This is a genomic window from Wenjunlia tyrosinilytica, assembly GCF_014646055.1.
Lineage (GTDB): Bacteria > Actinomycetota > Actinomycetes > Streptomycetales > Streptomycetaceae > Wenjunlia > Wenjunlia tyrosinilytica.
Genome location: NZ_BMMS01000024.1, coordinates 108,058 through 121,449, shown reverse-complemented (window position 1 = coordinate 121,449; position 13,392 = coordinate 108,058). Strand labels below are relative to the sequence as shown.

Genomic DNA, 13,392 nt, shown 5'->3' with positions numbered 1-13,392 from the left:
GTCCTTTCAGTTGCTGCGCGCCAGGGCGCTGCTGTCGTCGGCGGCCCACGGCTGCAGCCCGTTGGCCAGGCGGATCTCGTCGACGATACGTCCGATGATCCCGGTGATGCCGAAGTCCTTGGGGGTGAACACGGCGGCCACCCCGGCGGCCTTCAGCGCCTGCTCGTCCGCGGGCGGGATGATCCCTCCGGCGATCACCGGAACGTCGTCCACGCCCGCCTCGCGCAGCCGCCTGAGCACGTCGGGGACGAGTTCGGCGTGCGAGCCGGACAGGATGGACAGGCCCACGCAGTGCACGTCCTCGGCGACGGCCGCGTCCACGATCTGCTCCGGGGTGAGCCTGATCCCCTGGTAGACCACCTCGAACCCGGCGTCGCGGGCGCGTACGGCGATCTGCTCGGCTCCGTTGGAGTGCCCGTCCAGGCCGGGCTTGCCCACGAGCAGGCGCAGCCGCTGTCCGAGTTCCTCGCTCGTCGCGCGAACGGCCTCGCGCACGGTGGCCAGCTCGCTTCCGGCCTCGGCCGCGACGGCCACGGGGGCGCTGCTGACGCCGGTCGGGGCGCGGTACTCGCCGAAGACGTCGCGCAGGGCGAAGGACCACTCGCCGGTCGTCACGCCCGCGCGGGCGCACTCCAAGGTGGCCTCCATCAGGTTCGCCGTGCCGGAGGCGTCCTCGCGCAGCTTCGCCAGCGCCGCCTCGGCGCGGGCCTGGTCCCGCTCGGCGCGCCATTGGCGCAGCGCGGCCACGACCCGCTCCTCGTTGGCCGGGTCGACGGTCATGATCGCCGCGTCCAGGTCGGAGGTCAGCGGATTGGGCTCGGTGCCCTCGTAGCAGTTGACGCCGACGACCTTCTCCTCGCCGGACTCGATGCGCGCGCGCCGCTCGGCGTGCGAGGAGACCAGCTGGGACTTCAGGTACCCGGACTCCACGGCCGGGACCGCGCCGCCCATCTCCTGCACCTTGGCGACCTCCGCGGTGACCTGCTCCACCAGCGCGTCGACCTCGGCCTCGATCACGTGCGACCCGGCGAAGATGTCCTCGTACTCCAGCAGGTCGCTCTCGTGGGCCAGGACCTGCTGGATGCGCAGGGACCACTGCTGGTCCCACGGGCGGGGCAGGCCCAGGGCCTCGTTCCACGCGGGCAGCTGCACGGCGCGGGCGCGCGCGTCCTTGGACAGGGTCACGGCGAGCATCTCCAGCACGATGCGCTGGACGTTGTTCTCCGGCTGCGCCTCGGTCAGGCCGAGCGAGTTGACCTGCACCCCGTAGCGGAACCTGCGGTGCCTGGGGTCCTCGATGCCGTAGCGCTCACGCGTGACGGTGTCCCAGACGCGGCCGAACGCCCGCATCTTGCACATCTCCTCGACAAAGCGCACACCCGCGTTGACGAAGAACGAGATCCGGCCCACCACGTCGCCGAACCGCTCGGCCGGCACCTGCCCGGAGTCGCGCACCGCGTCGAGCACGGCGATCGCGGTGCACATCGCGTAGGCGATCTCCTGCACCGGAGTGGCCCCGGCCTCCTGGAGGTGGTAGCTGCAGATGTTGATGGGGTTCCACTTGGGGATGTTGGCGACCGTGTAGGTGATCATGTCGGTCGTCAGGCGCAGGCTGGGACCCGGCGGGAAGACATGCGTGCCCCGCGACAGGTATTCCTTGACGATGTCGTTCTGCGTGGTGCCGGAGAGCTTGGTGTTGTCCGCGCCCTGTTCCTCGGCGACGACCTGGTAGAGCGCCAGCAGCCACATGGCCGTAGCGTTGATGGTCATCGAGGTGTTCATCCGGTCCAGGGGGATGTCCTGGAACAGCCTGCGCATGTCGCCGAGGTGGGAGACGGGGACCCCGACCCGGCCGACCTCGCCGCGGGCGAGGATGTGGTCGGGGTCGTACCCGGTCTGCGTCGGGAGGTCGAACGCGACCGACAGGCCGGTCTGCCCCTTGGCGAGATTGCGGCGGTACAGGGCGTTCGACTCGTCCGCGGAGGAGTGCCCCGCGTACGTCCGCATCAGCCACGGACGATCCTTCTGACGCTCGCTCATGTGGCGTTCAGCTCACTCACACGTTCCGGAAGCGGTTGATGGCCGGGAGGTGCTTGTCCCTCAACTCCCGGTCGCGCACGCCCATGCCCTCCTGCGGGGCGAGGGCGAGGACGCCGACCTTGCCCTGGTGGAGGTTGCGGTGGACGTCGTAGGCGGCCTGTCCGGTCTCGTCCAGACGGTAGGTCTTGGACAAAGTGGGGTGGATCTTGCCCTTGGCGATGAGGCGGTTGGCCTCCCACGCCTCGCGGTAGTTCGCGAAGTGCGAGCCGACGATCCTCTTCAGCGACATCCACAGGTACCGGTTGTCGTACTCGTGGTTGTAGCCGGAGGTGGAGGCGCAGGTGACGATCGTGCCGCCCTTGCGTGTGACGTAGACGCTGGCGCCGAACGTCTCACGGCCGGGGTGCTCGAAGACGATGTCCACGTCCTCGCCGTCGGTGAGCTCGCGGATGCGCTTGCCGAAGCGCTTCCACTCACGCGGGTCCTGGGTGTGCTCGTCCTTCCAGAACCTGTAGTCCTCCGCGTTGCGGTCGATGATCGCCTCGGCGCCCATCGAGCGGCAGATGCCGGCCTTCTGGGGCGAGGAGACCACGCAGATGGGGTTGGCGCCGCCGGCGAGCGCGAACTGGGTGGCGTAGGAGCCCAGGCCCCCGCTCGCGCCCCATATCAGGACGTTGTCGCCCTGCTTCATCCCGGCGCCGTTGCGGGAGACCAGCTGCCGGTAGGCGGTGGAGTTGACCAGCCCGGGGGCGGCGGCCTCCTCCCAGGTGAGGTGGTCCGGCTTCGGCATCAGCTGGTTGGACTTGACCAGGGCGATCTCGGCGAGGCCGCCGAAGTTGGTCTCGAATCCCCAGATCCGCTGCTCGGGGTCGAGCATCGTGTCGTTGTGCCCGTCGGCGCTCTCGAGCTCGACGGACAGGCAGTGCGCGACGACCTCGTCACCGGGCTTCCACTTGTTCACACCGGGGCCGGTGCGCAGCACGACACCGGCGAGGTCGGAGCCTATGACGTGGTAGGGCAGGTCGTGCCGGGCGGTCAGCGGCGACAGCTTCCCGTACCGCTCCAGGAAGCCGAACGTGGAGACCGGCTCGAAGATCGAGGTCCAGACGCTGTTGTAGTTGACGGAGCTGGCCATCACGGCGACGAGGGCCTCGCCGGGTCCGAGCTCGGGGACCGGCACGTCCTCCAGGTGGAGCGACTTGCGCGGGTCCTTGTCGCGGCTGGGGACGCCGGCGAACATGTCCGCCTCGTCCTTGTGGATCGTCACGGCACGGTAGGACTCGGGGATCGGCAGGGCCGCGAAGTCCGCTGCTGTGGTGTCCGACGCGAGGATCGCGTCGAGGATCTCTTTCACTTGGTGCCTCCGGCGAAGCGTGGTGTGAAGACGCTTGAGGGAACGCTGGGCATCAGCGGGTGGCTCGTGGTGGCGCGCGGTAGCGCGAGGAGGTACCCCCCGGACTTCGGGGGAGCCTGTGACGCAGGCGTCCGGGCCTTTGGGGGACAGACGGCGTGCGAGGGTTCTCTGCACGCCGTCCGCCCGGACATGACACACGTTATGGCACGGCGTGCCAGCCGTAAAGACACTCGGTGCCATCAATTTTCGACAAGTGTCACCCCGTCTTCATCCGCACGCAACGGCGGCCGCCTCCCGCGGGGGAAACGGCCGCTGTTGCGTGCTTTCGTCCTTCGGAAGCGGGGTCAGCCCCGGCCCTCCAGCGCCTTTTCAATGGTGCGCATCACGTCCTCCAGGGGAGCGTCGGTGCGTGCCACCGTGACCAGGACATCCCCCTGCGTGGAGGCCGCCGCGGGCGAGGTCCGCCGACGCCCGGCGCCGATGCCGGTACCGAACGTCTCCCGGATCACCTCGAACGCGTGGTCGAGCTGGGCCTCGACGTCGCCCTTGCCTCCCGCACGCAGCCAGCGCCGCAGGACGTGGTTGTGGGCGGCGACCACCGCTGTCGCCGCGACCTCGGCCAGCAAGGGGTCGTCGTCGCCGTTGTGGTGGGCCGCCTCCGGGAAGTGACCGAGCAGATAACTGGTGAAAAGCCGCTGGTAGCGCGCCACAGAGGCGATCTCCCGCTCCCGCAGGGCCGGTACCTCGCGGGTGAGGCGGTAGCGCTCGACGGAGACCGCGGGGGACTCGGCGTACATCCGCAGCACCTCCTTGATACCGCGGCACACCGTGTCCAGCGGGTGCTCCCGGGGATCGGCCGAGGACAGGATCTGCGCGCAGCGGTCCAGCGTGTCCTCGTGGTCGGGGAAGATCGCCTCTTCCTTGGACTTGAAGTGGCGGAAGAACGTCCGCCTGGCCACACCGGCCGCCGTGGCGATCTCGTCGACGGTCGTGGCCTCGTATCCACGTGTCGCGAACAGCTCCATGGCCGCGGTGGCCAGGTCCTGGCGCACCCGGTGGCGCTGCGCGGAGAGCCTTCCTCCTCGCCCGCCGTTGGCTGTCTCCGAACCGGTGGACTCGGGTGTACGTGCGGTGGCGCGGGGCTCAGACATGTGCGGAACGTAACACGGGGCGGCCCTGGAGCCCGCCCCGGTTCTCGAACGCGCCGGGCGGGGCGGGCGCCACGACTCGGGTCCGAGAAGCCCGCCCCATCCCTCCTCCCCCCTGTCCCCGGGGGAGGAGGTGCCCCGAGGGTCAGCGCTTGGCATGCTCGCGGAATCCGCGGCCGGACTTGCGGCCGAGGCAGCCCGCCGCCACCAGGTGCTCCAGCAGCGGCGCGGGAGCCAGCCCCGGCTCACGGAACTCCTGGTGCAGCACCCGCTGGATCGCCAGCGAGACATCGAGCCCCACCACGTCCAGCAACTCGAACGGCCCCATCGGATACCCGCCGCCCAGCTTCATCGCGGTGTCCATGTCGTCCACCGTGGCGTAGTGGGACTGGAGCATCTTCACGGCCTCGTTGAGGTACGGGAAGAGCAGGGCGTTCACGATGAAACCGGCGCGGTCCGCGCAGTCCACCGGGTGCTTGCGCAGCGCCGTGCACAGGCCCTTGACGGTGGCGTGCACGTCGTCCGCGGTCAGCACGGTGCGGACGACCTCGACCAGCTTCATCGCGGGCGCCGGGTTGAAGAAGTGCATCCCGATCACGTCCTGCGGGCGCGAGGTGGCGCTCGCGCAGGCGATCACCGGCAGCGACGAGGTCGTGGTCGCCAGGATCGCCCCCGGCTTGCAGACCTTGTCGAACGTGGTGAACAGCGCCCGTTTGACCTCCAGGTCCTCGGCGATCGCCTCCACCGCGAGGTCGACCGAGGCGAAGGAGTCCACCGAGCCGTCGGCCGTGACGCGGCCCAGTGCCTCGTCACGCTGTTCCTGCGTCAGCCGGCCCTTGGCCACCGAGCGGTCCAGCGACTTCGCGAGCCGGCCCACCGCCTTGTCCGCCTTCTCCTGGCTGCGGGCGACCAGGACGACGTCGAAACCGGCCTTGGCGAAGACCTCTGCGATGCCCGTGGCCATCGTCCCCGAGCCCGCCACGCCGACCGAGCGCACCTGGCGGGCGGGGGCCTGCTCGGCGCCCGGGTCCGGGGTGGCGGCATCGGCCACGACGATGGGGGAGCCGGGGCTGTCGTAGGTGTAGAAGCCGCGTCCCGTCTTGCGGCCGAGCAGCCCGGCGGCGGTCAGCTGCTTGAGGATCGGCGCGGGCGCGTGGAGCCGGTCGCGGGAGGCCTCGTACATCGCCTCCAGGACGGTCTGCGCGGTGTCGACGCCGATCAGGTCGAGCAGGGCGAGCGGGCCCATCGGCAGGCCGCAGCCCAGCCGCATCGCCGCGTCGATGTCCTCGCGGGAGGCATAGCGGGACTCGTACATCGCCGCGGCCTGGTTGAGGTAGCCGAACAGCAGGCCGTCGGCCAGGAAGCCGGGCCGGTCGCCGACCGCGACGGGGCTCTTGCCCAGTTCGTTCGCCAGCCGCGTCACGGCCTCGGCGGCCTGCGGCGAGGTGAGCACCGTGGAGACCACCTCGACCAGCTTCATCGCCGGCGCCGGGTTGAAGAAGTGCAGGCCGAGGACCCGGTCGGGCCGGGCGGTGACGGCCGAGATCCGGGTGACCGACAGTGCGTTGGTGCCGGTGGCGAGGATCGCGTCCGGGCGGCAGATGCGGTCCAGCTCCTCGAAGATCTCCGTCTTGAGCTCGAGGTGCTCGGGGACCACCTCGATGACCAGGTCGGCGTCGGCCGCGGCCTGGAGGTCGGGGAAGACGCGGAAGCGCGCGAGCACATCGGCCCGCTCCTGCTCGGTGAGCTTGTCGCGCTCGACCGAGCGCCGGGTCGACTGCTCCAGCGCGGTACGGGCGGCCCGGGCCGCACTGTCGCTGGTGTCGATCCCGATGACCTCGCGGCCGCTGCGCGCCATCACGTCCGCGATTCCGGCGCCCATGGTGCCCAGCCCGATGATCGCGACTGTGGGACAGGACTTCGCCGTACTGGATTGGCGGTCCATCAGATGCTCCTGATTGAGGTGATTCCCCCCGCGGGGCGGGGGAGGTGACGGCTGAAGAGGGCCGCACGGCCCTGATGGGGGAGAGCAGGCGTGCCGGACAGCGGCCGACTCTGTCCCGGAGTCGGACCTGGCACTGCCTTGCGAACCGCACGGGGGCTGCGTCACCTGGCCGCCGCATGCGGGAAACCGCCGAGCCCCCGCGGTGGCGGTGGGCACGGACCGATCGCTCGACTGTAACTCGGGAGTAACCGATGCGCCAGAGCCCGGCCCGCACGAACCGGAGGCCGGGGCGGCCTGGGCGCCGAAGGCGTCAGAGAGGTGGCGGAGGCGTCAGAGAGGTCGCGGAGGCGTCAGAGAGGTCGCGGAGGCGTCAGAAAGGAGCCGGAGGCGTCGTTGAGGTGCCGATGACGTCAGAAACGAGCCGGTGGCGTCGGAGAGGTGCCGGTGGCGTCGTCGAGGTGCCGGTGCTTCGGAGTCCCGGTGGCGTCGGCGCCCGGTCGTGGCGGCTTCGGAGAGGTGCCCGCGGCGGCGGAGGAGGAACGCGGGGGCCTTCGGAGAGCGGGCGCCTTTTGGAGAGGCGCCTTTTAGAGAAGGGTGAGCTGGGTCGGGCCCTCCTCGGGCTCCGGGACCGGGGCGGGCGGAGGCTGGACACGGCGGGAGGCGCCCTTGCGGGAGGGGCCGCAGCCGTACTGCGCGGCAAGCTCGTGCACCCGGCCGGTGACCCGGCGCTGGTACCAGCGCGGGGCGTAGGAACCGCCCGCGTACAGCGCCTCGTAGCGCGGGACGAGTCGGGGGTGGTGCTCGGCGAGCCAGGCCATGTACCACTCGCGCGCCCCCGGGCGCAGATGCAGCACCAGCGGGGTGACAGAGGTGGCGCCCGCCTCCGCGATGGCGCGGACGGTGGCGCGCAGCTGGGTGGGGGAGTCGCTGAGGTAGGGCAGGACGGGGGCCATCAGCACCGCGCAGGGCACCCCGGCGTCGTTGAGTGTGCGGCACACCTCGAGGCGCTTGTGCGGTGACGGGGTGCCGGGCTCGACCGTGCGCCACAGCTCGCGGTCCAGGGAGCCGACGGAGACGGCGGTGCCGACCTGGGTCACCTCGGTCGCCTGCTGGAGCAGTTCGAGGTCGCGCAGGATCAGCGAGCCCTTGGTGAGGATCGAGAACGGGTTGGCGAAGTCGCGCAGCGCCTCGAGGATGCCGGGCATCAGCCGGTAGCGGCCCTCGGCCCGCTGGTAGCAGTCGACATTCGTGCCCATGGCTATGTGGTCGCCCTGCCAGCGGCGCGAGCCCAGCTCGCGGCGCAGGAGTTCGGGCGCGTTGACCTTCACCACGATCTGGGAGTCGAAGTCGAGGCCGGTGTCGAGGTCGAGATAGCTGTGGGTCTTGCGGGCGAAGCAGTAGACGCAGGCGTGCGAGCACCCCCGGTAGGGGTTCAGCGTCCATTCGAACGGCATGCGCGAGGCACCCGGCACCCGGTTGACGATGGACCGGGCCCTGACCTCGTGGAAGGTGATTCCCCGGAACTCGGGTGTGTCGAACGTCCTGGTCACCGCGTCCTGGCCGAAGAGCGACGGCGGTGCGGCGGGCCTGTCGTCGAGGCTCAGGTTGTCCCAGCGCATGGTGCCTCCTTGGTGGTACGGCGCCCACGGTAGAACGTTTATTCGAATACCGCCACCGTGATGACCGCGCGGGACCGCCCTGTCGTCCACCGCTGCTGACCCGTCCGGCCGAGACCGAGCGGCGGACGTGAGTCCGACGGACGGTGATTCACTCCGAGTCGCGGAACTCCAGCCCTGCCACCCCCAGCATGGCCAGCCCCGAGGCGGCCACGATGACGAGCTCCAGCCAGATCGGCACGTGGTAGCCGCCCCAGGTCACTCCCGGGGCGTAGACCGCCCGCGCCGCGGCGCCGACGTCCAGGTAGTGGAAGACCACCCGGCGGATGGGGTCGACGGCGTAGGTGAGCGGGTTGAGGCGGGTCACCACGTGCAGCCAGCCGGGGAGGCCGGACAGCGGGAACATCGCACCCGAGGTGAAGAACAGGGGCATCAGGAGCATCTGGGTCAGCCCCATGAACCCCTGGAACGTCCGCACCCGCGCCGAGATCATCACCCCGAACGCGGTGACCGTGAAGGCCAGCAGCGCGAGCTCCCCGAGCAGGATCAGGATCATCACGGGCGAATACGGGATTCCCACCAGACCGGCCAGCGCCAGCACCAGGATGCCCTGCGCGGTGGCCGTCGTCGCCCCGCCCAGGCACTTGCCGACCACGATCGCCAGTCGGCTGACCGGGGCCACCAGCATCTCCCGCAGAAAGCCGAACTCGCGGTCCCACACGATGGAGCCCGCCGAGAACACCGCGGTGAACAGCACCGACATCGCCAGCGCGCCCGGGTAGACGAACGTCTTGTACGACACCCCGGACACACTGCGGGTGATCGAGCCCAGCCCATTGCCGAGGACGAAGACGAACAGCAGCGGCTGCACCAGCACGGTGAAGATCCTCAGCCGGTCGTTCCAGAACCGCAGCAGTTCGCGCTGCCACACCACGCGCACACCGCGGTAGAAGCTCCCCATGCCGCCGGCCGGCACGGCGACGGGCGGCACGGGCGCGTACGTGGTCATCGGCGCCCCTTCGCCATCATCCGCATCAGCTCGGCGCCCGCGGGCGCGGACTCCTCGGCGTCGCGGATCGTCTTGCCGGTGTAGGCCATGAACACGTCGTCCAGCGACGGCCGGGAGACGCTCACCGAGTGGATCGGCACACCGAGCTCCGCGAACAGGCGCGGCACGAACTGCTCGCCCGAGGCCACGGAGAACATGACCTGGCCCTCGCTGAGCCGGGGCTCGAGCTCGAAGTGCTGCTTGAGCGCGGCCATCGCCGCCTGGTCGTCGGCCGTGGAGACCCGCACCCGGTCCTCGCCGATGCTGGCCTTGAGCGCCTGCGGAGTGTCGATCGCCACGATCCGGCCGTGGTCGATGATCGCTATCCGGTCGCAGTACTCGGCCTCGTCCATGTAGTGCGTGGTCATGAAGATGGTGATGTCCTCGGTCTGCTTCAGCTCACCGATGTAGTCCCAGATGGAGCTGCGGGTCTGCGGGTCCAGGCCCACCGTCGGTTCGTCCAGGAAGAGCACCCTCGGCGAGTGCAGCAGGCCGCGGGCGATCTCGAGCCGCCGCCGCATCCCTCCGGAGAACGTCATCACCTTGCTGTCCTTGCGGTCGGCGAGGTTGACCATCTCCAGCACCGCGGCCATGCGCTCGGGGACGACCGCCCGGGGAACGCCGTAGAGCTCGGCGTGGAAGCGGAGGTTCTGCGCGGCGGTGAGGTAGAGGTCGAGGGTGGGGTCCTGGAAGACCAGGCCGATATTGCGGCGGACCTCGTTCCGCTCGCTCAGGACGTCGTGCCCCGCCACCGTGGCGGTGCCGCCGGAGGGCTTGACCAGGGTGCAGAGCATCTTGATGGTGGTGGACTTGCCCGCGCCATTGGGCCCGAGGAAGCCGAAGGTCTCTCCCGGCGCCACTTCGAAGTCGACCCCGCGGACGGCCTCCACCTCCGCGTAGCGTTTCGCCAGACCGCGCACCGCGACAGCCGCGGCCCCCGCCGGTACCGCCATCCGCATCACTTCCCGTGTATCGGCCCCCGGGAAATCGCTCGGCCACGCCCGCACAGCCCCCGAGCGCGGACCTCTTCCTCCCCGTGGTTGGCTAGCCGCAAACCTCAGTCGACCACAACCGGAGGATCAGCATGGCAAAGGTCGAGGCGGCCACTCAGCGGACGATCGCAGCCGACCCCGAGAGGGTCTTCGCGGCGCTCGCGGACTACGCGCAGACCAGGCCGCGCCTGCTCACCGAGCAGTTCAGCGAGTACGAGGTGCGCGAGGGCGGCACCGGCGCCGGCACCACGGTGCACTGGAGGCTCCAGGCGACCTCCAAGCGCGCGCGGGACTGCCTCTTCGATGTCACCGAGCCCACCTCGGGGCAGCTGGTGGAGCGCGACACCAACTCCTCCATGGTCACCACCTGGACCGTCACCCCCGCCGGAGAAGGCCGCTCCAAGGTCGCCGTCGAGACGACGTGGACCGGTGCGGGCGGTGTGGGCGGCTTCTTCGAGCGGACCTTCGCACCCAAGGGCCTCAACCGCATCCAGGACGCCGTGCTGGCCAACCTGGCCTCCGAGGTCGAGAAGTAGGCCCACCGGGCCCACCGGGCCCCGCGGGCGCCACTCGCATCCGTCAGCCCCGCGATGGCGCGCTGCCGGTTCACCGGTACGGGTGGTCCTGACCGCTCCAAACCTCATCAAGCCCGCATGTCACAGGCGACTTCACGGCTGTCCGGGAAATCGTCGCGGTTGCTCCCCGTTGTCGCGCGATGCGAGAAATGGGCGGTGGCAGGGAGCGTGACGACGGGAGCTGAAGTTGGCCAGGACCACCGTGGTGAAGGGCGAGCGCCCCGCCCCGCACGCCGGACCGGCAGCGGCCCCGGCCCCCTCACCGACGCCGCCGCCCGCCCCGGCCCCCGGCCCCCCGCCGCTGACCCCGCGCGGCACCCGCCTGGTCTTCCTCGGGCTGATGCTCACCCTGATGCTCGCGGCCCTGGACCACACGATCGTGGCCACCGCCCTGCCGAGGATCGTCGGGGAGCTGCACGGCCTGGACCGGATGTCCTGGGCGATCACCGCGTACCTGCTGGCGTCCACCGTCGGCCTGCCGGTCTACGGCAAGCTCGGCGACCTCCTCGGGCGCAAGGGTGTCTTCCAGTTCGCCATCGCGGTCTTCGTGGTCGGATCGGCGCTCGCCGGATGGTCGCGGACCATGGACCAGCTGATCGCCTTCCGCGCCGTCCAGGGCATCGGCGGCGGCGGTCTCGTGATCGGCGTCCAAGCGATCATCGCCGACATCGTCCCGGCCCGAAGGCGCGGCCGCTACATGGGACTGATCGGAGCGGCGTTCGGCGTCGCCTCGGTCGCCGGACCCCTGCTCGGCGGCTTCTTCACCGACCACGCGAGCTGGCGCTGGTGCTTCTACGCCAATGTGCCGTTCGGGCTGGCCACCCTCGCCCTGGTCAGCGTCGTGCTCAAGCTCCCCCGGCCGCGCACCCGCCCCCGCCTCGACGTCCTCGGGGCCCTGCTGCTGACCGCCGCCAGTGTCTGCGTGGTCCTGCTGACCAGCTGGGGCGGCTCCCGCTACGCGTGGCGCTCGGAGGCCGTCCTCGGCCTCGGCGCGGGAGCGGTCGCGGCCGCGCTGCTCTTCCTCCTGGTCGAGCGCTTCGCCTCGGAACCCGTCATTCCCCTGCGCCTGTTCCGCGACAGCGTCTTCTCGGTCAGCGGGCTGGTCGGCGCGGTGATCGGCGTCGCGCTCTTCGGCGCGGCGGGCTACCTGCCGACGTATCTGCAGATGGTCGACGGAGCCACCGCCACCGAGTCCGGCCTGCTGATGCTGCCCATGATGGGCGGCATCGTCCTCGCCTCCATCGCGTGCGGGCAGCTGATCAGCCGCACCGGCCGGTACAAGCTCTTCCCCGTCCTCGGCTGCGCGGCCGCGGCCGCGGGCCTGTGGCTGCTGTCAGGTCTGAAGGCCGATACCTCCCCCGCCGAGTACAGCGCCTGGATGGCCGTGCTCGGTGCAGGCATCGGCATGGTGCTGCCCGTGCTCATCCTCGCCGTCCAGAACTCCGTGCGCCCCTCGGACCTCGGCACCGCCACCTCCGCCAACAACTACTTCCGGCAGATCGGCGGCTCGGTGGGCGCCGCCGTCTTCGGCACGGTCTTCGCCGACCGGCTCTCCCGGGCCCTGTCCGAACGCCTGCCGCACGGCGCGGGCCTGCCCGACCCGCGGTCCATCACCCCGCGGACGGTGCACGCGATGCCCGCTCCGCTGCGCGACGCCTACGTGGCCGCGTACGCCGACGCGATGCCCCGGATCTTCCTCTACCTGGTGCCGGTGCTCGCGCTCGGCGTCGTGCTGGCCCTCGCGCTCAAGGAGAAGCCCCTCGTGAACTCCACCGAATCCCGCCAGGAGCCCTCGGGCGAGCGCGGCACCGCGGTCGCGCCGGCGGCCCAGCCCGAGGTCCACTCGATCAGCATCACCGTTCCCTCGCAGGCCCCGGCGCCCAGCCGCCTCCAGGGCGTTCCCGTGTGCGGCGGCGTCCACCACGCGGACGGCTCGGCCATCGCCCGCGCCGCCCTGACGCTCATCGATGTCTCGGGCCGTCAGATCGGGCGCGGCGCAACGGGCGAGGACGGCCGGTACGCGCTGAGCACGCCGGGGCCGGGCAGCTATGTGCTGATCGCCGCGGCGGGCGGGTATCGGCCGCAGGCGGTCACGGTGACCGTGGCCGACCGGCCCGTGGACGTGGACGTCCTGCTCGGCGGGGCCGGGCGCCTCGCCGGAACCGTGCGCACGCCCGACGGCGCCCCCGTGCCCGACGCCACGATCACCCTCACCGACGTGCGGGGCGAGGTCGTGGCCACCGCCCGCGGCGGCTACGACGGCGGCTATGTGCTCAAGGAGCTGATCGCGGGCGAGTACACCCTCGCCGCGAGCGCCCGCACCTACCGGCCGGCCGCCCTCCCGGTGAGCCTGCAGGCGTCCAGGGAGACCCGCCAGGACATCGAACTCGCCGGAGGCGCCGTGCTGCGCGGCACCGTGCGCGGCGAGGGCGGGCGGCCGGTGGAGGACGCCCGGGTCACGCTCCTCGACGCCGGAGGCACTGTCCTCGACACCACGACCACGGGAGCGGACGGCGTCTTCCGCTTCACGGACCTGGCGACGGGTCAGTACACGGTGATCGCCTCCGGCTATCCGCCCGTCGCCACCGTCCTCCAGGTCGCGGGGGGAGGCCGCACCGAACGCGACCTCCAACTCGGTTACGAGGACTGATCGCAGGCGCTGCCGAGGGGGCTG

9 protein-coding genes are annotated in these 13,392 nt (G+C 71.0%); 2 read left to right on the top strand and 7 right to left on the bottom strand.

Annotated elements, in window-relative coordinates; all coding sequences use genetic code 11:
* Window positions 1–6: 6 nt before the first annotated feature.
* The 7 genes from IEY86_RS25395 to IEY86_RS25365 form a co-directional block, all read right to left on the bottom strand.
* Window positions 7–2,040, bottom strand: a complete 2,034-nt coding sequence (locus IEY86_RS25395; protein WP_189134157.1) for an ethylmalonyl-CoA mutase — start codon at window positions 2,038–2,040, stop codon at window positions 7–9.
* A 16-nt stretch (window positions 2,041–2,056) separates the two neighbouring features.
* Window positions 2,057–3,394 carry a crotonyl-CoA carboxylase/reductase gene (gene ccrA / locus IEY86_RS25390; RefSeq protein ID WP_189134156.1) on the bottom strand — a complete coding sequence of 446 codons (1,338 nt, stop codon included), beginning with the start codon at window positions 3,392–3,394 and terminating at the stop codon, window positions 2,057–2,059.
* Window positions 3,395–3,738: 344 nt separating this feature from the next.
* Window positions 3,739–4,545 carry a TetR family transcriptional regulator gene (locus tag IEY86_RS25385; protein ID WP_189134155.1) on the bottom strand — a complete coding sequence of 269 codons (807 nt, stop codon included), beginning with the start codon at window positions 4,543–4,545 and terminating at the stop codon, window positions 3,739–3,741.
* A 142-nt stretch (window positions 4,546–4,687) separates the two neighbouring features.
* Window positions 4,688–6,487 carry a 3-hydroxyacyl-CoA dehydrogenase family protein gene (locus IEY86_RS25380; RefSeq protein ID WP_189134154.1) on the bottom strand — a complete coding sequence of 600 codons (1,800 nt, stop codon included), beginning with the start codon at window positions 6,485–6,487 and terminating at the stop codon, window positions 4,688–4,690.
* Window positions 6,488–7,071: 584 nt separating this feature from the next.
* Window positions 7,072–8,106, bottom strand: coding sequence for an Rv2578c family radical SAM protein (locus IEY86_RS25375; RefSeq protein WP_189134153.1), 1,035 nt, complete (start codon window positions 8,104–8,106; stop codon window positions 7,072–7,074).
* A gap of 148 nt (window positions 8,107–8,254) precedes the next feature.
* The gene (locus tag IEY86_RS25370; protein ID WP_189134152.1) at window positions 8,255–9,112 is read right to left on the bottom strand and encodes an ABC transporter permease; all 858 of its coding nucleotides are present in this window, start codon (window positions 9,110–9,112) and stop codon (window positions 8,255–8,257) included.
* Window positions 9,109–10,110, bottom strand: a complete 1,002-nt coding sequence (locus IEY86_RS25365; RefSeq protein ID WP_229698742.1) for an ATP-binding cassette domain-containing protein — start codon at window positions 10,108–10,110, stop codon at window positions 9,109–9,111. The genes IEY86_RS25370 and IEY86_RS25365 overlap by 4 nt, the downstream gene beginning before the upstream one ends.
* Window positions 10,111–10,235: 125 nt before the next feature.
* Between IEY86_RS25365 and IEY86_RS25360 the strand changes: the two genes are divergently transcribed.
* Together IEY86_RS25360 and IEY86_RS25355 are read left to right on the top strand one after the other, a co-directional pair.
* A complete protein-coding gene (locus IEY86_RS25360; RefSeq protein WP_189134151.1) occupies window positions 10,236–10,679 on the top strand; it encodes an SRPBCC family protein in 444 nt (147 codons plus the stop codon).
* Window positions 10,680–10,905: 226 nt separating this feature from the next.
* Window positions 10,906–13,368, top strand: a complete 2,463-nt coding sequence (locus tag IEY86_RS25355; RefSeq protein ID WP_373287090.1) for an MFS transporter — start codon at window positions 10,906–10,908, stop codon at window positions 13,366–13,368.
* Window positions 13,369–13,392 lie beyond the last annotated feature (24 nt).

Coding starts and splice junctions, on each gene's coding strand:
- IEY86_RS25395 (WP_189134157.1), bottom strand. CDS start 2,040: ATGAGCGAGCGTCAGAAGGATCGTCCGTGGCTGATGCGGACGTACGCG.
- IEY86_RS25385 (WP_189134155.1), bottom strand. CDS start 4,545: ATGTCTGAGCCCCGCGCCACCGCACGTACACCCGAGTCCACCGGTTCG.
- IEY86_RS25380 (WP_189134154.1), bottom strand. CDS start 6,487: ATGGACCGCCAATCCAGTACGGCGAAGTCCTGTCCCACAGTCGCGATC.
- IEY86_RS25375 (WP_189134153.1), bottom strand. CDS start 8,106: ATGCGCTGGGACAACCTGAGCCTCGACGACAGGCCCGCCGCACCGCCG.
- IEY86_RS25370 (WP_189134152.1), bottom strand. CDS start 9,112: ATGACCACGTACGCGCCCGTGCCGCCCGTCGCCGTGCCGGCCGGCGGC.
- IEY86_RS25365 (WP_229698742.1), bottom strand. CDS start 10,110: ATGCGGATGGCGGTACCGGCGGGGGCCGCGGCTGTCGCGGTGCGCGGT.
- IEY86_RS25360 (WP_189134151.1), top strand. CDS start 10,236: ATGGCAAAGGTCGAGGCGGCCACTCAGCGGACGATCGCAGCCGACCCC.